The following is a 21009-nucleotide window of genomic DNA, read 5'->3' on the forward strand; positions in this document are numbered from 1 at the left end:
ATGGAAAAGGGAAGAAAGCTGTACATAAGGTCTCTTGTAAATATATCTGCTGAACCGATAGCATATTTTTGGCCTATGAGAACTTTCATAACCCGGAATCCACTAAGGGAGTTTGAAAATAAACCCTTTAAGGACGCCCTAAAAGAGGGAGAGCTTTTATTTGGAGGCAGGGGTTATCTCAAAAGGGAGGACTACAGAGAACTTTATTCTAAAGGCTACATGAAGGAACGGTTTCTAAGGGAAGGCATAAGAAGGTTCCTTTCCTTTGTGGAACCTAAGGCGGACCTTCCCTACGAAGAACTGCTTTTTACCCTTTTGGTTGAGGACATAAAGGAGCCCACTTTAAACAACCTATACAAGGGGGAGATAAACAAGGATACAATGAACGCCCTATTGGAACACTTTACAGAGGACCCAGCCCAAGTGTGCAGGGAGCTTTTGCTATCCATAGGTTTAAAGCATACAATACAGGACATCATAAAACTACTAACCGGTAAGGACCTTTCCCAGACCATAGACGAGCTCACCATAAAGACAGCCTTTGACTTTTTGGACGAAGGACAATCCACCATAGACATGCCCGGTAGGAGTGCGGGCTTTTACAAAGCTTGGAGAGAGCTCGCAAAGAGGAACCTAAGGTTCTTCTTATGGGCAGGGAAGGGTTTAAAGGAAATGGTGGAATCCTTTGAAGAGCCCGAGCCCGCCATAGAGTATGTGCTAACTTCTTTTGAACTCCCCCAAGCCCTTTGGGAGGGATACATAACCCTTGAACTGGCCCGTCTAAAGGGTATAGTGGGTTTTATAAAATGGCGTTCTCACAACAAGTTTTACTACTGGCAAAAGGTACATCCTGTTGATGTTGTGGATTACACCGCCATAAGACTTTTGATAGCCAAGGCGGTAATAGATGCCAACAAAAAGGACCTTCCCTTTGAACCTACCTACAGGGCATTGGAAGAGTTTTTAAGCAAGGACTATGCCAGAGCCTACCTTAAATACGAGCTTGCCACAAAGAGATGCCCACCCCAACTCTGGGATCGTATAAGGGATTATCTAAAGAAGCCTCACGAAAAAGTAGAAGAATACACAAAAGCAAAGGCGGAAATTCTAACGCTTAGCTATTATCAGTTTCTGGCAAACTGGACGAAAAAGGTAGGCATAGACATAAACAGCATCAGCCCAGAGCATGTCCTTGAACTGGTAAAAGTTTATGAAAAGTTCAAAGAGGAAGAAGGTTACATATGCCTCAGGGCCCTTGAGGATACACACATAGAGAACCTGATAGAGTCCATAAGGTTATCCCAAGAGACGCAAGAAAAGCCCCTTGCTCAAGCTCTGTTCTGTATAGATGTACGTTCTGAGCGTTTCAGGAGGAACCTTGAGAGCTTAGGAAGGTATCAAACTTACGGTATAGCAGGCTTTTTTGGTGTTCCCTTTGCCTTAGTAAACCTTCAAAAAGGGCACGAAGAGTTTTTGTGTCCTGTGATAGTAATTCCAAAAAATGTGGTTTTTGAGATGCCCTACAAAAAGGGTGGAGTAGGAAAGGAGAAAGCCATACACCAGGTCCTCCACGGTGTAAAAGACCACATACTGGCACCCTTTGTGGCGGTGGAGATGATAGGACTTGCCTTTGGTTTTGACTTCTTGGGAAAGACCTTCCTACCAGAGAAGTATCTAAAGCTTAAAGAGCTCACCCTCAAAGACCACACAAGAACATCCTTAATGGTAAATAAGCTATCGGATGAAGAAATAGAACAGATAACAAGGACTTACTACTTTAACGTTATAAGGTCAGTATTGCAAGAGTACCTTGGAATGCAGGATATTGACGACAAGGTTGTAAGCCGGGTGTACGAAGCCTGTATAAACAGTGAGAACACGCTTGATGAAAACCTGAAAAAGGCGGTTGAAGTTTTGAAAAGCAAGTACAAAGTGGACCGCGGTTATGTGGAACTTTTCAAAGAAAGACTTAAAAGCGTAGGCTTTACAAAGGAAGAACAGGCATTTCTAGTATCCACAGCCCTAAAAAGCATCGGTTTAACCAAAGACTTTGCCCCAATAGTTTTTGTGCTTGGACATGGGAGCAGGTCTGAGAACAATCCTTACGAGTCCGCCTTAGATTGTGGTGCCTGCGGTGGTGCTTCAGGTATTTATAACGCAAGGGCATTCTGCATTATGGCTAACGACCCTGAGGTAAGGCAGATAATGGTCCAAAAGCACGGATTGGAGATACCATCAAGCACTGTGTTTGTACCCGGAATCCATAACACCACTACCGATGAAATACTCCTTTATGACCTTGAGTTTTTGCCTGCGAACTACCTACCACTACTTGAAAACATAAGGAAAGACTTTGAAAGAGCCAGGGAACTCACCCTTATAGAAAGAGGGCAGTTTTTGGATGCAAAGAAGCCGGAGGAGGTTTACAGGAAAGCCTACGATTGGTCTGAAGTTAGACCAGAGTGGGGTCTTTCTGGCAACTATGCCTTCATTATAGGCAGGAGAAGCCTTACGAGCTCCGCCAACTTGATGGGTAGAGTATTCTTGCACTCCTACGACTATCGCGTAGATAAAAAAGGTTTCTTGCTGGAAAACATACTGGCAGGTCCAGCGGTTGTAGGTCAATGGATAAACTCTGAATACTATTTTTCAACAGTGGACAACGAAGTTTACGGTAGCGGAAGCAAGGTCTATCACAACGTAGTGGGAAGAATAGGTGTCATGACTGGTAATTACAGCGACCTAAGAACAGGTCTGCCCGCCCAAACGGTGCTAAAGGAGGGTAAGCCCTTCCATGTACCCGTAAGGTACACGCTTTTTATAGAGGCTCCCTTTGAGTTGGCAAAAGGAGCAATCAACAAAATAAGGAAAATAAGGGAGCTTATGCAAAACGAATGGATTAACGTGATCATCCTTGACCCAGAAAGCGGAATCTTTTATAGATACTTAGAAGGCAATTGGGTTGAATATCTTAAAAAGGAGGAGGTAAAGGTATGAAGAACGTAAAGCTTCACGAGATGAAAAAAGTAGAGATAGTTGTCAGAGGAGAAGACTTAGACTTTGTAATTGACCTGCTTGAGAGGGCGGGCGTCAGTGGCTACACTATAATACACAACCTTTCCGGAAAGGGTAGCCATGGTTTCCACGAAGGACATCTCCTATTCAACGAAGAGGATACCCTTGTGATGGTTATCTCGGTAATGCCAGAAAACCTTGTTGAAGCGGTGCTTGAGGGCATAACTCCTTTTCTAAACAAGCACTCTGGAGTTGTGTTTGTAAGCAGTGTTATGGTAAGCAGAGTAGAAAAGTTTAGTGGTAGTATATCAACAAGCGCAGGTGGAGGGAGTTGAGCTAACTTTTGGGGCTTACCAAAAGGTGCATAACTACAAAAGTGGTTATAGGTGGGATTTTTACTTCCACTTTGCTTACACTACTCATTCTACCCTCAGTCTATGAAAAGTTTGGTGTTAAAATAGAAAAGCATGAAGATAGGCATTAACTTCAATCCCGCACCCTTTCTTTTTTGGTTGAAGGACTACAACAGAGATAAGTTTATTAAGGATCTTATAGCTGGGCTTACTATAGCAGCGGTTTTGGTACCCCAGAGTATGGCTTACGCCCTGCTGGCGGGTATGCCACCCATCTACGGGCTCTACGCATCCTTTTTACCGGTAGCTGTGGCTGCCCTCTTTGGCAGTTCAAGGTTTTTGGCAACTGGTCCAGTGGCAATAATTGCCCTTCTGTCTGCCTCTGCGGTGCAAGGGCTTGCAGAACCGGGCTCCCAAAGATGGGTAGAGCTGATGGCAATCTTAGCCCTCATGGTGGGCTTTATAACGTTTTTTGTAGGACTTTTTAAGTTGGGTTTTGTTGTAGAACTCATATCCACCAGTGTAATAACGGGTTTTGTAAGTGCGGGTGCCTTGGTTATAGCCCTGTCTCAGGTGGGGCACTTCTTGGGTTTTAGCGTGGCTAAAACTACTCATATATACACCGTGATTGCGGATATAATCCAAAAGATAGGGCAAGCTAACCCATACACACTGGCAATAGGAGTCTTAGCCTATGCCATTATTTGGCTCTCAAGGAAGATTCACCCTCTTGTGCCAGGAGCGTTGCTGGCGGTTATAATAACCTCCCTTCTATCTTACCACTTTCAGCTAAAAAACTTTGGTGTTTCCATCGTGGGAGATGTGCCTCAGGGCATACCAGGTCCATACATTCCATCAGTAGATTTTGAAACTTTGGCATCCCTCTGGGGTGGTGCCCTGGTGGTAGCTGCCGTTGGCTTGATGGAGGCTATGTCTATAGCTAAACGTCTAGCCTTTCAGGCGGGGGACAGATGGGACGCAAACCAAGAGCTGATAGGTCAGGGGCTCGCCAACATCGTGGCAGGAATATTTAGAGGCTTTCCGGTGGGAGGCTCCTTTTCAAGGTCTGCCCTGAACTTTCAGCTGGGTGGCCAAAGCCCCCTGGTAGGCGTAATAACTGCCTCAGTTATTGGTCTTACCCTTTTGCTTATAGCCCCCGCTTTCTATTACCTTCCCAAGGCAACCCTGTCCGCCATAGTGCTTTCTGCGGTCATAGGCCTTATAAAACCTCAGGAGATTTTCAAGCTATATAAAATCAATAAAATGGATGGTATCATTGCGGGTATAACCTTCGTCAGCGTTTTCTTTATGGACCTGTGGGTTGCCCTTACCCTCGGCATTGTAATATCGCTCGGCTCTTTTGTCTATAAAACCATGTATCCACGTATTGTGGTGCTAACAAGAAATCCCCAGTCTCATACCTTTGTAAACGCAGAAAGAGAAAGATTGCCCGAATGTCCCCAGATACTATACATAAGACCTAACATGTCTATATACTATGCCAACGCAGAGTATGTTTACGAATACATTCTCCAAAAGGCACAGGAAAGACAAAAAGACAGACCATTAAAGTATGTGCTGGTAGATTTGGAGGCGGTCAATTACATTGATGCCACCGGTGGTCAGACCCTTATGAGGCTCTTTGATGAACTAAAAAGGATGGGCTTAGAGCCTGCCCTTGCAAACATTGGCTGTGATGTCTTCCCCATATTGGACAGGCTTGGTTTTGACAAAAAGGTTAGAGAGGACCTTGTCTTTGACTCAAAGGGTCAGTCCATAACCGAACTGTTTAAAAAGCTAGACCATGAATACTGTGCCAAGGTTTGTCCCTACGCGGTCTTTAAAGAGTGCTACAGTGTTAAGCCCGCCGATTTCAAACCTATAACGAGCTTGTAATATAATATTAAGTCTTTTAAAAAGCGGAGGTAAAGCCATGGGTGGTTTGTTGCAAGAGGTCCAAAAAGTTTACACCCCCCAAAGGGAATTTCCCGAGCTAAAGGTGGGGAACACAGTTAGGGTGTATTACAAGATAGTGGAAGGTGAAAAGGAAAGGGTTCAGCCTTTTGAGGGTGTGGTTATAAGAATAAGGGGCTCAGGGTTAGATAAGACCTTTACAGTCCGCAAGGAGTCCTACGGAGTGGGTATAGAGAGGACATTTCCCTATTACAGTCCTAACATTGAAAAGATAGAGCTCGTGAAGTATGGAAAGGTGCGTAGGGCAAGGCTCTACTTCCTGAGAAAGTACAAAGGTAAAGAAGCCCTAAGCAAGATAAGGGAGATCAAACCCTGGGAACTCAAGAAAAAGTAATGCTTGACTTTGAAAGGTCCCTTTGGGAGAAGGGACTTGTGGTGGCGGGTGTAGATGAGGCTGGGCGGGGTCCTTTGGCGGGTCCCGTGGTTGCCTGCGCGGTGATCCTCCCACCCTTCACAGAACCCTTTTTAAAGGGCGACTCTAAAAAGCTCTCCAAAAAAGAGAGAGAAGAAGCCTACGAACATATTAAAAAAATAGCCATAGCCATAGGCACAGCGGTGGTTGATAGCACGGTGATAGACAGGCTAAACATCCTGAACGCCACCAAGTTAGCGATGGAGAGGGCTTTGGAGGATCTAAAAACAAGGTTTGATGTGGTGATCTCGGACTATGTGAAATTGGAAAAGTTTAACTGCATTCCTTTGGTTAAGGGGGACGAAAGGAGCTTAAGCTGTGCTTGTGCCTCTGTGGTGGCAAAGGTGCTGAGGGACAGGATTATGGAACACTACCATGGATATTTTCCGGACTTTAACTTTCACAAAAACAAGGGCTATCCTACCCCAGACCACCTGAGGGTCCTGAGGGAGTTAAAACCTACCCCAATACACAGAAAAAGCTTTTTACCTTTAAGACAGCCAGAGCTTTATGCATATTCCCGTTCTGCTTGAGGAAGCGGTAGACCTACTTCTGGGAAGCGGAGGAAGGCTTTTTGTAGATTGTACAGTAGGACTTGGGGGACACACAAGAAGAATTTTAGAAAAGAACCCGCAAGCCTTTGTTATAGGCATAGACAGGGATCCCTTTGCCTTGGAGAAAGCGGAGGAAAACCTGAAAGAGTTTGAGGGAAGGTTCAGCCTATACAAAGCAAACTATTCGGACCTTGACTTGGTCTTAAAGGAAGAGGGCGTAGAGGCGGTAGATGGCTTTCTCTTTGACCTTGGCGTGTCTATGCTACAGTTAAAGAGCCCACGAGGTTTTTCCTTCCAGAGGGATGAACCCTTGGACATGAGAATGGACCCAGAAGAGAAGCTAACTGCCTTTGATGTGGTCAACAAATACTCGGAGAAGGATTTGGAAAGAATACTTAGAGAGTACGGAGAGGAGAGAAAGGCAGAGGCAATAGCAAAGGCGATAGTTTTGCAAAGGAGCAAAAAACCCATAGAGACCACCGGCGAGCTTGTGGATGTGGTACTATCTGTGGTAAAAAGGACTGGAAGAATTCATCCAGCCACAAAGGTCTTTCAGGCAATAAGGATAGAAGTAAACAAAGAGTTGGAGCATTTAAAGATTGCCCTCTGGAAGGTTCCCCGTTATCTCAGAAAGGGTGGAAGACTGGTGGTAATATCTTTCCACTCCTTGGAGGATAGGATCGTTAAAAATTTCTTCAAAGAGCATGCCTCTCAGTTTAAAATTCTCACCAAGAAGCCGATTACTCCAAGTAGAGAAGAGGTGATGAGAAACCCAGCCAGCAGGAGTGCCAAACTTAGGGCGGGGGAAAAGCTATGATGTATATAGTTTTGTCTGTCCTTCTCATAGCCTTTAACCTTCTGTACTCTGCCTACGCCATAAAGTTCTCAAGGGAGTACGTGCAAAAAACCATGGAACTAAAGAAAGAATCCGAGAGAAACCTACTTTTGAAGGTAAAGTATGCCAATCTAATCAACTACACGAAGGCAAAGAAGTGGAGCATTGAAAGGGGCTTTGTTCCCGTAGATTGGGGAAAGGTGGGTTTTGTGGATTAAACAGCGTTGTCAGGCTTTGCGGAGCGGATAGCTAAATAATTCGGACAAGGCGATGTTGATTTAAGACATGGTGAGAGCTCAATAGGTGAATTATTTTTATCTTCTGAGGAGGGAATAGCCATGATAGAAAAACTTTTAGAAAAACAAAACCTAAGCAGGAGGGAAAAGCTCGCCTTCTTTCGCAGTATGCTAAAGCGGGAAATGGATGTTATGAACGAGTATTGTGCCATGAATCTTCCACCCGAATACCGGGCAGAACTCTGCCACATTGAAAACATAAAAAAGCTCAACATAGCCCGGCTACTTCAAGTAATAGAGTATTACGATCCAGATTTTATCAAAATCCTTGCCACTACAGACCCAAGGGTCAGAACCTTCATAGGATACTACTTTGACTTTCTCAAGGCTAACCCATACCAATACGAAGCCCTGGAGCACAAAAACCTCTTTGGCAACTGGGACTTTATAAAGTATAAACTCCGAATACTTTTCCCAAAGCTGACTCTAAACGAAATAGAAAGCTTTAAGTTCAAAAGAAAAGAGTTCATAGACTATGTGATGAAAAAGACGGGAGAGAGCAGGGAATCTATAGAGATGAAGCTCAACAACGCCACATGGTATGAATCGGTGCCTTACTTGGAGCTTGAAGAGGAAATGTCCAAACTGTGGCATCCTGAACCCATTATGACCGACGAGGAGTGGGCATTCATAAAAAGGCACATAAGGGGCAGGAAAAACATATTCATAAAGGAAAACGGTACAGAAAAGTTCGTCTATGTGGATGTGGATATTCCTGATGAGGAATTGGACAAATACAGAAAGGACAGAGAGGGACTAAAGAGGTTGCTTATGGAAAGGCTAAACATTGATGAGAGCGGTGCGGAGCAAATTCTGCGCAAAGCAGGCTGGGAATCGGAAACTTATCACATAATGCCACCCGTGCATACGGATGTGGTCCTTGACTACGGAAGCACGCAGGCGGTAGAAGAAAAGGTGGAGGAAGAAAGGCAGGAGTTGTATTATGGGAACGTGGCAAACTTCATAAGGCATATTGGAGGTCTTGAGCTTGAAACACTAAACTACTACGACCTCATATACGAAAAGGTGGAGGAGGATGTTCAGTTGATCCTTGATAGGATAATTCTAACCCACAGGAGGGTGTTAGGAAAGCTTTTTGGCATCTTCTACACCGCAGACCCTCTCATGGCGGAGGCTATACTGACTATAGATCCCCAAAGGTTGGAATTTCTTAAGGAACTAACCGCCAAGATAACAGTAAAAGACAAAAAATTTGACCTTTATAGCAACACTACCGCTTGGAAAATCGTCAAGCAGAGGATAACATCAAGGCTTCCAGAGGTCTCTGAGGAAGAGATAGAAAACTTTAAGGGCAAAAGGGCAGAGTTTATAAAGTATGCCTCTCAAAAGACAGGAAAGCGTGAAGAAACCGTGGATATGATCTTGGAGGAATGCGGTTGGACAAAAATGGAAGAGATTCCACCTTTCCTCAGACAGATAGGACCTTGATACTGTTCTGAAAATACGAACTGAGGAAAAGTTTTTGAGAAGTGATATAATTTTTCCTGTGCAAAGCTTTCAGAGCTTGCTGGATGCCCGTTGTGGGACCAGTGGAAGGAATCTTGCCCGGCAGGTTCTGAAGGTAGCCCTCATTTTCCCTGTTCTTGAGAGGAAGACATTCCTCTCCTCCCGCAAGGGAGCGTGGGACAAAGTAGGGAAAGGGTTAGTTCCCTTAGAGGCTGGGGGGACGGTCCCGATAAGGGATTTTTAGAACAGCCTCGATAGGACCTTAGGCGGTATAAGGTGCTTTATGGCTTGGTAGATAAGCAGAGTTGCCCTTGATTTGTTGAGGGTGTAAAAGTGAAGCCCGGGAACACCGTTGGCTATTAGGTCTTCGCACTGTTTTATAGCAAACTCTACACCCCTTTTTGTGGTCTCCTCCGGATCCTCCGCGTAGGGCTCCAAGATATTCACCAAGCTCTGTGGTATGGTTGCCCCGCACATGCTGGCAAACTTCTTGATCTGGGAAAAATTGGTTATGGGCATAATGCCCGGTATTATGGGTATGTTTATGCCTTCCTTATGACACCTTTCCACAAACCTGTAATAGTATGAGTTATCAAAGAACATCTGAGTTATGGAAAAGTCAGCACCTGCCAAGACCTTTTCTTTGAAAAACCTTATTTCCCACTCCATGTTGGGAGACTCGGGATGCTTTTCTGGATAGCTGGCAACACCCACTGAAAAAAAGTTGTCAAAATTTTCCCTTATAAACTTTACCAATTCCACCGCATACTTGCAAGCACCTTTTGGAGCCTGGAAATCTCCCTTTGGCATATCACCCCTGAGGGCTAATATGTTTTCAATGCCTATGTTTTTGTAGTCTTGAAGGATCTCCAAAAGTTCTTCCTTTGAGTGGGCTATGCAAGTTAGATGTGCCATAACGGTGAGCTTTGTTTCTGTGTGTATTCTATAAACTATCCTTCTTGTTCTGTCCCGAGTACTCCCACCTGCTCCATAGGTAACCGACACAAAAGTAGGCTTGAGTGCTTCAAGCTCCTTTATGGTTTCAAAGAGTTCTTGCTCTCCCTCGGGAGATTTTGGAGGAAAAAACTCAAAGGATATGCTGAACTCACTCTTGAGAAGCTCTCCGATCTTCAATGAGCACCTCCGAAAAGTTTATTAGCCTTATTTTACACGGAACGGGAGACTTTATGAATAAACTTAAAAGCTTTATAAGGGTTTCCACATCCTCCGGATGCTCTTTAACAAAGCTAGCAAACCTTTCCAAAAAAGCCTCAATGCCCGAGCTAAGTTCCTTGTTTTTCTTTACCTTCTCTAAATCCTCCTCCCTAAGAGCCCTCAGGGCTTTTATGGACCTGCTTATGAGCTCGTCCTTACTCCTTCCAAAGGTAAGGTCAGTATATTCCTTTGCTACGCTTAAAAAGAGCTCAAGGGCGTGGCGCATAAACTTATAGGCTCTTGAGGTCCTCTATTAACCTTTCCACCTCTATGGCGGGCATGGTAAGGGTCCTTATGGTTCCCCTGGAGCCAAGCTCTATTGCCATCTTTACCACCGTGTCGTTATCGGGCGCTTCAATGATATTGACAAAGTCATAGGGTCCCATCAGAGCATACTGGGCGATGATCTTAACTCCAAACTTTTCCATCACCTCCCTATCCACCTCTTTGATCCTTTCGGGCTTGTGCTTTAGGGTTTTCATACCTTCATCGGTTAATGTGGTTAGCATTACAAATATTGGCATGGCACCACCTCCTTAATTTAAATTATAACCCTAAGCTTTTCTGATTTTCCTTAAGTTTTTTTATCCTCCACAGTGCCCGGCTGTCTTCGGGCGTTGCAAAGCTGTAAGCTTTCCCGTAGTTCCCAATTCTTCCAGTTCTACCTATGCGGTGGATATATACCTCTGGGTCTTCGGGTATATGGTAGTTGATCACCACACCTACACCCTTTATATCTAATCCTCTTGATGCCACATCGGTAGCCACCACAATTCTTACCTTCCCATCCTTAAAGAGCCTAAGGGCATTTTCCCTCTGCCTTTGGGTCATATCTCCATGCAAGGCAACCACTTTAAAGTTCTTGGCTTTTAGCTTTTCTGCCAATTCCTTTGCATCCTTGCGAGTTTTAACAAAGATGATCACCTTCTCCAAAAGATGTTCCCTTAGAAGCTTTTCCAACTCTGAAAGTTTTTGCGCAGGAGAGCTAAGCCTTATTAACCTTTCCTCTATCTTTGGCTTTAGTTCAGCGTTTATCACTCTCACCAACTTGTAGTCTTCCCTTAAGTATTTTCTCGCAAGCTCTTCCACCTGCCTTGGTATGGTGGCGGAGAACATAAAACTTTGCCTTTGGGTAGGGATATGGGAAATTATCTCCTCCACATCCTCAATAAAGCCCATATCAAGCATAAGGTCCGCCTCGTCAAGGACAAAGTAAGAAACATTGCTAAGGTCCAAAGCGGAACGGTTTATAAGGTCCTTGATCCTGCCGGGCGTTCCCACCACTATGTTGTGGGTGTATTTTGCTAAAAACTCAATGTTGCCCGCCACGGGTGTTCCACCGTAAAAGACAGATACCCTCAGACCCTTATACTTGGCAAGCTCTTGCAGTTGTTCCTTTACCTGAATGGCAAGCTCCCGGGTGGGAGTAAGTATGAGCGCCTTTAAACCCTCTTCCTTTTTTACCTTTTCTATTATGGGTATGCCAAAGGCTGCGGTCTTGCCTGTGCCCGTTGCCGCCTGTCCCAAAATATCGTAGCCCTTGAGTGCTAAGGGTATTGCTTCCTTTTGTATAGGTGTGGGTTTCTCAAACCCCAAATCTTTAAGCGCCCTCCTCACTGGTTCGCTCAGTTGCGAAAAATCAAATTCCATAAAAACCTCCACCCTTAATTATAAGCCTAAATAGGAAGATAAAGCAATAAGGTTTTGAGTTATAATTTTTGCACGAGTGTTTTACAGGAGGGGGTTGTATGGTGAGGCAGGAACTTTTATTGAGCGGTTTGATATTCTTGGGATCGCTGTTAGTTTTGCTGTTAGTTAGGAGTCTGTTTTTTGGCTTTATAAAAAGATCTTCCCAAGACTATGCGGTAATGCTCCTTCGGGTACTCCGTCTGCCCTCTTTGTTTTGGGCAATTGTTATTAGCCTTTACCTTACGGTAGAGCTCAACCCTGGGCAACTTTCGGGGTACTCCTCGGTAGTAGAAAAGGTTTTAATATCCCTATTGATCCTTTCTATAACCTCGTTTTTTCTAATCTACTTCCTGAACTTTTACAGGTTTATATTTCAAAGGCAAACTTAAAATTTCCCAGAACTGGTATTGTCTTTGTGATAATTAAACTGTTCGTCTTTATTTTGGGTGTTATAACCCTCCTGTCCTATTTTGGCATTCAGGTAGCCCATTTTATAACTACCCTGGGCATTGCTGGACTTGCGGTCTCCCTTGCCCTTCAGGGCACGCTTTCTAACATCTTTTCCGGGCTTAACCTAATTGCCAGCAGACAGATTGAAGTGGGAGATTTTATTAGGTTAGAAAACGGTGAAGAAGGTTATGTGGAAGACATAACATGGATGAACACAGTCATTAGGAGGAGGGACAACAACCTTGTGGTGGTGCCAAACTCCCGTTTGGTTAACTCCATAGTAATAAACTACGGAAAACCAACGCCCTCAATGAACATTACAGTTTCCGTTGTGATCCCATATTCTTCGGACCTTGAAAAAGCAGAGGTGCGGACCCAAGCTTTGAGCCCTCTGTGCGCTACAGTGCCTTTATAGAGCTTGGAATCACCTTAAACATCACGCTCAGAGTTCTTAACCCAGACAGTCAGTTTTTTATTCGCCACGAGTTTATAAAAAGGAAGTGCTTAGAGCTTTACAAGTATCTGTGGGCTTCCTGGGCATCCTTGAGGTCACAAACCTTGTCCACCACTGACTTTAAAAGCCCCCTCTCAAAGAGTTCGGTGATCTTAAAGAGGTCTGCCCTTGGTCCCATGTAAACACCCAAAAGTTCAATTTCCCTAACAAAAACATACCTTATATCTATGTCCGCCTAAAGCAATAAAGTTTTGAGTTATAATTTTTATCATAACTTTTTGACGGAGGTAGAGTATGAACCTGTACGAATACGAAGCCTACGATAAGATCTTCAAAAAGTATGGCATACCTACTCCCAAGTATATATTTACAGACCATCTGAACGACGAAGTGGTAGAGTTTATCAACCAACTGGGTGAGTGCATGGTAAAGTCTCAGGTGCTGGTGGGCAAAAGGGGTAAAGCTGGGGCGGTCAAGCTGTGCAAAACTCCCCAAGAAGGTGTGGAAACGGTGGAAGCTCTTCTGAAATACCCCGTGTATGGCGAAATGCCCGTTGGTGTTATAGTTTGCGAAAAGGCAAACATACTTAAGGAACTTTACGCATCCATCACCTACTCCACAGAAGTGCGGGCGCCCGTTTTGACCCTTAGCTTAGAGGGCGGTATGGACATAGAGGAAGTGCCACCGGAGAAGGTAAAGAGCTGGCCCATAGATCCTATCAAGGGGCTCTATCCCCACATGGTAAGGAACTATCTTTTGGGGCTGAACTTTCCTCAGGAGTTTATGGGTGTTTTGAGGGAACTCTCCGAAGTTATAACCAACATGTGGAAGGCTTTTTGGGAGGTGGAAGCGAGGCTTTTGGAGATTAACCCCTTGGCTATATGCGATGTGGATGGTAAGCAAAAGGTATTAGCTTTGGATGCGGTGGTGATCATTGACGATGATGCGTCAGTGCCACCCGCCAAGATATATGGCCTGAGGACAGCCCTAAAGAGACCACCTACAGAAAGGGAAATAGAGGCCTCTTTAATAGACAGGGATGACCATAGAGGTAAGGCAGGTTCCTATGTGGAAATGGATGGCGACATAGCCATGATGACCTTTGGAGGTGGTGGCTCCACCGTAACCATAGAGACCGCCTACGCAGTTGGTTTAAAGCCCGCTAACTTTACCGACATTGGTGGCAACCCACCGGCGGAGAAGATGTATAAGATCACCCGCATCATCCTCTCCAAGCCCGGTATAAGGGGTGTGCTGGTGTGCGGTGGAACTGCCAACAACACACGAATAGACGTCACCCTTGGAGAAGGCGTAGCCAACGCCATAAGGGACCTCTACAAGGAGGGCAAGCTGGACCCCAACTGGATATGGGTGGTCCGCAGGAACGGTCCGGAAGCGGAAAAGGGCTTGAGAATGCTCTATGAAGCCTTCAGAGAGTGCGGTGTAAAAGGGGAAATTTACGATTCCACACTGCCCTTAACGGAAGCACCAATAAGATTAAAGGAGCTTTTGGATAAGTGCCAAGGTTCCAAGAAGGAAGAGGGGACCTTAACAGAAGAGCAAGCGAAAGACTTAGGTATTTAAGGAGGAGAAACTATGAAGGGAACAGTTTATCTTAACGAGAACACAAGGATAATAGTAATGGGTATTACCGGAAGGGAAGCGTCTCAAGTGGTCACCGAATCGGAAGCTCTCTATCCGGGCTTTGTGGTGGCTGGCGTTACACCCGGGAAGGGTGGCACTCAGGTGGCAAACAAGCCTGTTTATAACACTGTAAAGGAAGCCCTGCAGAAACATCCCGAGATAAACACGGGACTTGTCTATGTACCACCCACATCCGTAAAGGATGCAGTCATTGAGCTGATAGACGCAGGTATCAAGCTTATATACATAGTAACGGAGCATGTGCCCATAAGAGATACGGTGTATTTTTACCATTATGCCAAAGAAAGGGATGTAATCATAGTTGGACCCACTTCTTTAGGTTGCATTGTGCCTGAAATTCCTGCAAGGATAGGTGCCATAGGTGGAAAGGACCCGACCATAGCATACGCACCGGGTGGTCTTGTGATCCTGTCCAAGTCTGGTGGACTTACTACCACCACTGCGGAGATGTTTAAAAGAAGAGGGTGGGGTGTTTATATGGCGCTTGCCCTCGGTGGAGACGTGATCTCTTGCACCACCTTTGCGGATGTGTTAGAAAAAATAGCCGACGATCCTAAGGTGAAGGGTGTGATCATTCAGGGAGAGGTGGGTGGCTCTTATGAAGAGAAAGCTGCGGAAACAATCCTAAGATTGTACAAAGAAGGCAAGTGGAACAAGCCCGTTGCTGCCTTTGTGGCTGGAAGGTTCCAGGAGAACTTGGAAGGTGTGTCCTTTGGACACGCTGGTGCTATAGTGGAAAGGGGCAAAGGTAAGGCTACCGACAAGATCAGGATGTTCAACGAAGTGGGCAAAGAGACGGGACTTGTAAAGGTGGCAGAGTTTTACCACGAACTGGTACATTGCATAGAGGAACTTGGAGTTCCAAGGGACTTTGAAGACACCACTCCCGGTGGAAAGGTAAAACCTCTTTATTCTACCATAGACGAAGAAACCTGCAAATTTGTAGGATAAGAAAAGGGGGCTTTGCCCCCGCTTTTATCTGTAAGAGATCTTCGTTTTCTTTCTTTCCATGTAACCCTTTCTTAGAGTGTATCCTTCTTCTGGATAGAGACCATAGAAGAGGTTCTGCACATGATTACCTTCTACAAAGAAACACCATCTCTCTAAGGCACTACCTACCACAATAAAGAGGAAAGTAAATTTTATAAAGTTGTAATCCACCCTGCCAGTGATCCACATATAAAGCACAAAAAACAGAGGGACTATGAAGGTAAGAATGTATGCCAAGGGAAGAATGCTGGGAAGCAGCTCCTTACCTTTTTTGTAGTAAAACTCCTCTGTGCAGTAATTATCCGTTGTAGTACCGGTGTCCAAAACCCTTATGGGTCTGTTGTGTGGAAGGTTCAGGGCTTCGTTAATGGTAGGTCTTTTTATGTAAAACTGCCTTATGTTGAAGGCAAGCCTGAAGGCAAGCCCCAAAGCCAAGAAGAGAAACGTCAAGAATATGTACGTTCCCACAAACTCTTTGCGATAAAAGTAAGTCAAAGCCAAAAAGGCAGAGGAGCCTAACATTAGATACATGTTCAAATAGTAAAGCACAGAGATGGAAGTATTCCACTCCAGGACAAACCTGTTGGATGCGTAAATCATGGCTGTAGAGAAGGCGCTCAGCCACCCAAGGATGAAAGTTATTATGCCAAAGAAGTGATACCAAAAGCCCGTATGATCAAAGAACCTCAAAAGGGCAAAGATCAGAAGGGTAAAGCCATAAGCTCCGCTAAAGACCGCCTCCCGCGAAAGCCAAGAGGTATGAAATCTCTTTATGGCCTTCCATGCCCTGAGCTTGTGGCCTAAGTGAAAGCTGGCACCTATGGCACCAAGACCTATAAGCACCAAGGATATAACGTTGGATATCAACACCATATGCTTGGGTAGGGCAGTATCCTTACCAAAGAGTGTCAAAAATTCCATAAAGTAGGTAAAGTTAAAGAGCCCAATGGAGATACCCGCAGTCAAAAAAAACCAAATCAAGGAAAGTGGTGGATGCATCCTTCAACCTCCTTTATAGTGTCTTCTAACCACCTCAAGGAAAAGTGGGTTTTCTGCTTCTAAAAGATGTTCATCCACATGAACCTTGGTCTCGGTCCGTGGGAGGTAATGGTTGGCTGGGTTTGTGCCCATGTCTGGGAATAGCACAAAGCCGTTGCGTTCCTTTATCATCCTGTAGGCTTCGCTGTTTGGATCCTCTATGTCTCCAAAGAACCTTGCCTTTGCAGGGCATGTTAGCACGCAGGCAGGCTTTCTGTGTTCCGGTGGCAAAGACTCGTCGTATATCCTATCTATACACAGTGTGCATTTTTTCATTACCTTGTCCGCCTCGTCAAACTCCCTACAACCGTAGGGGCAAGCCCAAGAGCAAAGCTTACAACCTATGCAATCGTCGTAATTGACGAGCACTATGCCATCCTGTTCCCTTTTGTAGCTGGCACCGGTTGGGCAAACGGGTACGCATGGTGCATCCTGACAATGTAGGCAAGACTTGGGAAGGTGGAAAACTTGCGTATCTGGAAATTCTCCCATTTCGTAGGTCATGATGCGGTTATACCAAACACCCTTTGGGTTCCTGCCGTAGGGATCAAAGTCCGATAGGGGTCCAAAGGAAGCTTGTGTGTTCCACTCCTTGCAGTTTGTAGCACAAGCATGACAACCAACACATGTGTTTAGGTCTATTACCAACGCATACTGGGGCATGGTTACTCCTCCTTTACAAGCCTTTTTGATAAAAGCCTTTTTAAGGCTAAAAGCTTACGAAGCAATAAGTTGCTCATTTCTCTCATTCTATTAAGCTTTTCCTCGTCTGAGGGCTGAGGATTTTTGGGGTCTATTTGCATGCTAATTCCATGAAACTCGCAATGAATTTTTTCTATTTCGTCCACCAAAGTCCTTACTTCCTCAGGAAGCTCACTCTTTACAGGTACCACCGTACTGTCCCACTCTACACCAAAATTACATTCATGGCAAGTTTTGTGGGTAAACTCTTCACCATCTTTTATGGCCCTTTCTAATCTAGATACATAAGTATCGTGGTGAGAAATAAAAATACCCACTTTGTTAGCAAGCTCCTTTAATACTGTAGACGGCATCTCTATACACCTCCTTCAAAGACTTCTTTTAGGTCTATTTCTATACCTAAAATCTCCGAGAAAACCTTTCCCTTTTCCCTTGCTTGGGAACTAAGTTTAAAACCGTCTTCTGTGTTCTTATAAATCTCAAAGGTCTTTCTATTTGGGTCTAAAAGCCAATACTCTTTTACTCCTACCCTTTCGTAAACCTCCTTTTTCACAATCAGGTCGTAGTAAGCGGTGGAGGGAGAGAGAATTTCCACCACCACATCGGGAGGTCCAAATATGCCCTTTTCTTCAACCTTTGCCTTGCCCTCTTTAAGAAGGACCGCTATATCCGGTTGAAAAACATTCTTCTCGTCAAGATAGAGGTCTATTAAATGAATTACAGTGCCCATTTTTGTTTCTTTCTCAAGTTTATGGAGAAGATAGAGGAGCCTTCCTGCCACTTTCTGATGTATAACCTCAGGGGTGGGGGTCTTTATCAACTCCCCATTTATGAGCTGATAGTAGGGCGGTCCTTCTGGAAGCCTTTCAAAGTCTTGGACGGTGTATTTTCTTTCTTCCGAGAGAACTTTCATGGCTTATACCTTAACACCTTCACCCATCTTTCTTTGATGTAATCCAGTGGTTCAACTTCAAACTGCGGATAAGTCTCTGGCGTTTGGTCCTCTGCTTTGTAAACCTTTACCTTTGTGTCAAACCACGCCAAGTGTCCGGTTATGGGGTCTCCGTAGTAAATCTCCCTTCCGCCTATATTGATGCTGTGTGGAATTACATGGTTTAGCAGAAAGCCCTGATGCCCTTCCTCCGCCTCGGGCTTTAGTCCCCAAGCACCTTTCATCTTTCCTATGGCGTTCCAAGTCCATACAGAGTTGGGTTCTGTGGTGTTGGTTAAAAAGACCTGACATTTTACCTTGCCGATTCTTGACTCTACCCAGACCCAGTCCAAGTGCTTTATGCCAAGCTTCTCTGCAGTCTTGGGGTTCATGTAAAGGTAGTTCCTTGTGGATATCTGCCTTAGCCATGCGTTTTGAGAGTCCCAGGAGTGATACATCCACTGGGGTCTTTGGGTAAAGGCATAGAGAGGATAGTCTTTACCAGAGACCTCCTCCTCAAAGGGTGGATACCAGAAGGGTAGTGGGTCAAAGTATTTGACTAACCTGTCCCTGAGTATAGGGTCGTTGGGTGGTTGATTTTTACCTTCCCAGAGCCCTTGACCCGCAAGCCTGAAGGTTTGCAAGGTCTCAAGGTAAAAGTTAAAGATTATTGGTGCCACCTTTTTAAGGAAGCCCACACTAACCGCCCACTCTTGGTAGTCTTTGTTAACATGCCTGTAAAATCTCATATTTTCTGGCAGTTTGTAGTAGAAAAAGCCCTTATTCTTTATGTACATCTCAAGCTGGTTGGGGTTCGGTTCTCCCACAAAGTGCTTGTCTCCGTTTTTACCCCTCCAACCCGCCAGAGCACCCACGCCCGGTCTTATCTGCCAGTTTATAAGAAAGTCTTTGAAATCTTTGTATTTCCTTGAACCATCCGGATTGACAAAACCCGGAAGCTTTAGCCTTGAACCAAGCTCTACCATTACATCACCCCAACCCATCACATCGTAACCGTTAGCTTTGGGGTCTATAATGGGATGCCTTAGGGCATCTACAGGTCCATCCACTGCAGAAGGGGGTCTGTCAAGCAAAGACAAAGCAAACCACTGCTCCAAGTAGGTAGCGTCGGGTAGAACTAAGTCTGAGTATGCTACCTGTTCACTGTAAAAGGCGTCTATGGTGATAATCCTGGGAATTATGTAGTTTCCTGCAGGGTCTGTGGCGGTAAGGGCTTGAATGATGTATGGTATGTTTTGGGAGGAGTTCCAAGCCATATTTGCCATGTAGATCATCAAAACCTCTATACCGTAGGGATTTTGCTGGTATGCGGCGGGAATCACATTCTGGATAAGCCCGTGGGCGGTAAGTGGAAACCACCAGCTGTATGCCCAGTCTATTCTAACCGGGTTTCCTTTCTCATCCACCAAGAGATCATCAGGGTTCTGCGGATATCCAAGGTGGGGTCCTGGATACACTTCTCCATACTTTATTTCGTCTGGTCTAGTGATTTTGTAGGGTTTTGGTAGGTCTTCTATGTGTTTGGGGTACGGGGGCTTGTTCAAAAAGCCTCCGGGCACATCCACCACCCCCAACATCATCATGAGCATAAAAACAGTCCTTGCGGTCTGAAAACCGTTGGTGTGGGACGCTATGCCCCTCATTATGTGAAAGGAGACGGGTCTTCCTATGAACTTTTTGTGTTTTCTGCCCCAAACATCGGTCCATTCTATTGGAATCTCTATGGGATGGTAGAGGGCTATAGTGCCCATCTCTTTGGCGATCCTTTCTATATCCTTTGCGGGGATGCCAGTGATCTTTTCTACCTTTTCGGGGGAGTAATCTTTCACAAGCCTTTCTGCGAATATATCAAAGGCGGGTCTGACCTTGTAGCCCTCGGGAGTGGTAAATTCTCCAATAAAGGCAGGGTCCAAGTCCTCTGGGACGATGCGGTCTGCAGGCTTAAAGCTTTGGCTCTTTTTGTCAAAGACCATGGGTTTGCCTTCTGAGTTCCTGTAAAAGAGACCATCCTTTGAAGTGCCGGGTGCTTGAATAACAAGCCATGGTGCGTTTGTGTATTCTTTTAAAAACTCCCAATTTACCAGATTGTACTTAAATAGCACATGCATTATGCCGAGGAAAAAGGCGCCGTCCGTTCCCGGCTTTATGGGCACCCATTCGTCAGCTACCGCACCGTAGCCCCAACGGACGGGATTTACCACCACAAACTTTCCACCCTTACGTTTCATCTCCTGAATGCCAAGCTTGAATGGGTTGGAGGAGTGGTCTTCTGCCACACCCACCAGCATAAAGTATTTGGTGTTTTCAAAGTCCGCCTCTCCAAACTCCCAGAAGGAACCACCTATAGAGTAAAGCCCTGCTGCAGCGATATTTACCGAGCAAAAGCCACCGTGCGCCGCCCAATTGACGGTTCCTAGCTGGCTTGCAAACCAGCTATTTATAGCCTGCATCTGGTCCCTTCCTGTGAAGAAGGCAATTTTGTAGGGACCTTTCTTCCTTGCCTCTTCCAGCCATTGGGTTGCGATCTGAAGGGCTTCTTCCCATTCTATTTCCTTAAACTGCCCTGAGCCACGGGGTCCTACCCTTAAAAGAGGTTTTCTGAGCCTTGCGGGGCTATATTCTTTCATTATGCCCGACGAACCTTTTGCACACAAAACACCCTTGTTGGTGGGGTGTGCGTCATTTCCCTTTATGTATGCAACCTTGTTGTTTCTAACATATACTTCTATACCACATCTACAGGCGCACATATAGCAAGTGCTGTAGGCCTTCCTGTCGTAAAAGCTACCGCCTATGTCCATAACGGAACCTCCTGAACATAAAAGTTTATAAGCCTTTCTCCTTTTTTACTTTCAACTCTCTTATAATTTTATAAGCCTCTCTTATACATTGGTAGGAAAATATTTAAGCAGACTCCTTTACAGACTTCACTCCAAGGTGTTATAATT

General features: G+C 45.1%; 21 protein-coding genes. 11 read left to right on the forward strand and 10 right to left on the reverse strand.

What is annotated here, in order from left to right; translation table 11 throughout:
* From THERU_RS06370 to THERU_RS06405, 8 genes are all read left to right on the forward strand, one after another.
* On the forward strand, window positions 1-2997 hold the full coding sequence (locus tag THERU_RS06370) for a DUF2309 domain-containing protein (RefSeq protein ID WP_025306446.1): 2997 nt from the start codon (window positions 1-3) through the stop codon (window positions 2995-2997).
* A complete protein-coding gene (locus THERU_RS06375; RefSeq protein WP_025306447.1) occupies window positions 2994-3350 on the forward strand; it encodes a DUF190 domain-containing protein in 357 nt (118 codons plus the stop codon). Before THERU_RS06370 ends, THERU_RS06375 begins: the two co-directional genes overlap by 4 nt.
* A gap of 132 nt (window positions 3351-3482) precedes the next feature.
* Window positions 3483-5264 (forward strand): SulP family inorganic anion transporter, encoded by a 1782-nt coding sequence (locus tag THERU_RS06380; protein WP_025306448.1) that lies wholly within the window; start codon window positions 3483-3485, stop codon window positions 5262-5264.
* 37 nt (window positions 5265-5301) lie between these two features.
* Window positions 5302-5676, forward strand: coding sequence for a 50S ribosomal protein L19 (rplS, locus tag THERU_RS06385; RefSeq protein WP_025306449.1), 375 nt, complete (start codon window positions 5302-5304; stop codon window positions 5674-5676).
* Entirely contained in the window at window positions 5676-6287 is a 612-nt protein-coding gene (locus tag THERU_RS06390; RefSeq protein WP_025306450.1) for a ribonuclease HII, read from the forward strand. The genes rplS and THERU_RS06390 overlap by 1 nt, the downstream gene beginning before the upstream one ends.
* Window positions 6265-7125, forward strand: coding sequence for a 16S rRNA (cytosine(1402)-N(4))-methyltransferase RsmH (gene rsmH, locus THERU_RS06395; protein WP_025306451.1), 861 nt, complete (start codon window positions 6265-6267; stop codon window positions 7123-7125). Before THERU_RS06390 ends, rsmH begins: the two co-directional genes overlap by 23 nt.
* The gene (locus tag THERU_RS06400; protein ID WP_025306452.1) at window positions 7122-7361 is read left to right on the forward strand and encodes a hypothetical protein; all 240 of its coding nucleotides are present in this window, start codon (window positions 7122-7124) and stop codon (window positions 7359-7361) included. Before rsmH ends, THERU_RS06400 begins: the two co-directional genes overlap by 4 nt.
* 120 nt (window positions 7362-7481) lie before the next feature.
* On the forward strand, window positions 7482-8888 hold the full coding sequence (locus THERU_RS06405) for a hypothetical protein (protein ID WP_025306453.1): 1407 nt from the start codon (window positions 7482-7484) through the stop codon (window positions 8886-8888).
* 258 nt (window positions 8889-9146) lie between these two features.
* Here the strand turns inward: THERU_RS06405 and metF are convergent, their stop codons facing one another.
* From metF to THERU_RS06430, 4 genes are read right to left on the reverse strand one after another with little or no spacing between them, the layout of a single operon-like run.
* Entirely contained in the window at window positions 9147-10040 is an 894-nt protein-coding gene (metF, locus tag THERU_RS06415) for a methylenetetrahydrofolate reductase [NAD(P)H] (RefSeq protein ID WP_025306455.1), read from the reverse strand.
* Complete coding sequence (locus THERU_RS06420) at window positions 10012-10347, reverse strand: hypothetical protein (RefSeq protein ID WP_025306456.1); 336 nt, start codon at window positions 10345-10347, stop codon at window positions 10012-10014. Before THERU_RS06420 ends, metF begins: the two co-directional genes overlap by 29 nt.
* 4 nt (window positions 10348-10351) lie before the next feature.
* Window positions 10352-10645, reverse strand: a complete 294-nt coding sequence (locus tag THERU_RS06425) for a GYD domain-containing protein (RefSeq protein WP_025306457.1) — start codon at window positions 10643-10645, stop codon at window positions 10352-10354.
* Between the two features lie 22 nt (window positions 10646-10667).
* Window positions 10668-11738 (reverse strand): DEAD/DEAH box helicase, encoded by a 1071-nt coding sequence (locus THERU_RS06430; protein WP_245565810.1) that lies wholly within the window; start codon window positions 11736-11738, stop codon window positions 10668-10670.
* Between the two features lie 487 nt (window positions 11739-12225).
* On the opposite strand from THERU_RS06430, the gene THERU_RS08370 reads away from it, so the two are divergent.
* Complete coding sequence (locus THERU_RS08370; protein WP_051402161.1) at window positions 12226-12675, forward strand: mechanosensitive ion channel family protein; 450 nt, start codon at window positions 12226-12228, stop codon at window positions 12673-12675.
* Window positions 12676-12772: 97 nt separating this feature from the next.
* On the opposite strand, the gene THERU_RS08575 is transcribed toward THERU_RS08370, so the two are convergent.
* Window positions 12773-12904: a zinc-binding dehydrogenase gene (locus tag THERU_RS08575; RefSeq protein WP_245565811.1), complete on the reverse strand. Its 132-nt coding sequence runs from the start codon at window positions 12902-12904 to the stop codon at window positions 12773-12775.
* A gap of 104 nt (window positions 12905-13008) precedes the next feature.
* On the opposite strand from THERU_RS08575, the gene THERU_RS06440 reads away from it, so the two are divergent.
* Both THERU_RS06440 and THERU_RS06445 read left to right on the forward strand, forming a co-directional pair.
* The gene (locus THERU_RS06440) at window positions 13009-14298 is read left to right on the forward strand and encodes a succinate--CoA ligase subunit beta (protein ID WP_025306459.1); all 1290 of its coding nucleotides are present in this window, start codon (window positions 13009-13011) and stop codon (window positions 14296-14298) included.
* 12 nt (window positions 14299-14310) lie between these two features.
* Window positions 14311-15330, forward strand: coding sequence for a succinate--CoA ligase subunit alpha (locus tag THERU_RS06445; protein ID WP_025306460.1), 1020 nt, complete (start codon window positions 14311-14313; stop codon window positions 15328-15330).
* Window positions 15331-15354: 24 nt separating this feature from the next.
* Here THERU_RS06445 and sreC read toward each other — a convergent pair whose 3' ends face one another.
* Genes sreC through sreA form a run of 5 tightly spaced genes read right to left on the reverse strand, consistent with a single transcriptional unit; the run spans window position 15355 to window position 20862 of the window.
* A complete protein-coding gene (sreC, locus tag THERU_RS06450; protein ID WP_025306461.1) occupies window positions 15355-16368 on the reverse strand; it encodes a DmsC/YnfH family molybdoenzyme membrane anchor subunit in 1014 nt (337 codons plus the stop codon).
* A 3-nt stretch (window positions 16369-16371) separates the two neighbouring features.
* Window positions 16372-17070, reverse strand: a complete 699-nt coding sequence (sreB, locus tag THERU_RS06455; RefSeq protein WP_025306462.1) for a sulfur reductase subunit SreB — start codon at window positions 17068-17070, stop codon at window positions 16372-16374.
* A 2-nt stretch (window positions 17071-17072) separates the two neighbouring features.
* On the reverse strand, window positions 17073-17462 hold the full coding sequence (locus THERU_RS06460; protein WP_025306463.1) for a CZB domain-containing protein: 390 nt from the start codon (window positions 17460-17462) through the stop codon (window positions 17073-17075).
* Between the two features lie 2 nt (window positions 17463-17464).
* Window positions 17465-18022, reverse strand: a complete 558-nt coding sequence (locus THERU_RS06465; RefSeq protein WP_025306464.1) for a Uma2 family endonuclease — start codon at window positions 18020-18022, stop codon at window positions 17465-17467.
* Window positions 18019-20862, reverse strand: a complete 2844-nt coding sequence (gene sreA / locus THERU_RS06470; RefSeq protein ID WP_025306465.1) for a sulfur reductase subunit SreA — start codon at window positions 20860-20862, stop codon at window positions 18019-18021. Before sreA ends, THERU_RS06465 begins: the two co-directional genes overlap by 4 nt.
* Window positions 20863-21009: the final 147 nt, after the last annotated feature.

The organism is Thermocrinis ruber (genome assembly GCF_000512735.1).
Classification (GTDB): Bacteria; Aquificota; Aquificia; order Aquificales; family Aquificaceae; genus Thermocrinis; species Thermocrinis ruber.

Bases quoted from the DNA above. Each gene is read 5' to 3' on its own strand.
- THERU_RS06440 (WP_025306459.1), top strand. From the start codon at position 13,009: ATGAACCTGTACGAATACGAAGCCTACGATAAGATCTTCAAAAAGTAT.
- THERU_RS06380 (WP_025306448.1), top strand. From the start codon at position 3,483: ATGAAGATAGGCATTAACTTCAATCCCGCACCCTTTCTTTTTTGGTTG.
- rplS (WP_025306449.1), top strand. From the start codon at position 5,302: ATGGGTGGTTTGTTGCAAGAGGTCCAAAAAGTTTACACCCCCCAAAGG.
- THERU_RS06460 (WP_025306463.1), bottom strand. From the start codon at position 17,462: ATGCCGTCTACAGTATTAAAGGAGCTTGCTAACAAAGTGGGTATTTTT.
- THERU_RS06425 (WP_025306457.1), bottom strand. From the start codon at position 10,645: ATGCCAATATTTGTAATGCTAACCACATTAACCGATGAAGGTATGAAA.
- THERU_RS06420 (WP_025306456.1), bottom strand. From the start codon at position 10,347: ATGCGCCACGCCCTTGAGCTCTTTTTAAGCGTAGCAAAGGAATATACT.
- THERU_RS06400 (WP_025306452.1), top strand. From the start codon at position 7,122: ATGATGTATATAGTTTTGTCTGTCCTTCTCATAGCCTTTAACCTTCTG.
- THERU_RS06370 (WP_025306446.1), top strand. From the start codon at position 1: ATGGAAAAGGGAAGAAAGCTGTACATAAGGTCTCTTGTAAATATATCT.
- sreB (WP_025306462.1), bottom strand. From the start codon at position 17,070: ATGCCCCAGTATGCGTTGGTAATAGACCTAAACACATGTGTTGGTTGT.
- THERU_RS06390 (WP_025306450.1), top strand. From the start codon at position 5,676: ATGCTTGACTTTGAAAGGTCCCTTTGGGAGAAGGGACTTGTGGTGGCG.
- THERU_RS06465 (WP_025306464.1), bottom strand. From the start codon at position 18,022: ATGAAAGTTCTCTCGGAAGAAAGAAAATACACCGTCCAAGACTTTGAA.
- sreC (WP_025306461.1), bottom strand. From the start codon at position 16,368: ATGCATCCACCACTTTCCTTGATTTGGTTTTTTTTGACTGCGGGTATC.
- THERU_RS06375 (WP_025306447.1), top strand. From the start codon at position 2,994: ATGAAGAACGTAAAGCTTCACGAGATGAAAAAAGTAGAGATAGTTGTC.
- rsmH (WP_025306451.1), top strand. From the start codon at position 6,265: ATGCATATTCCCGTTCTGCTTGAGGAAGCGGTAGACCTACTTCTGGGA.
- THERU_RS06405 (WP_025306453.1), top strand. From the start codon at position 7,482: ATGATAGAAAAACTTTTAGAAAAACAAAACCTAAGCAGGAGGGAAAAG.
- sreA (WP_025306465.1), bottom strand. From the start codon at position 20,862: ATGGACATAGGCGGTAGCTTTTACGACAGGAAGGCCTACAGCACTTGC.
- THERU_RS06445 (WP_025306460.1), top strand. From the start codon at position 14,311: ATGAAGGGAACAGTTTATCTTAACGAGAACACAAGGATAATAGTAATG.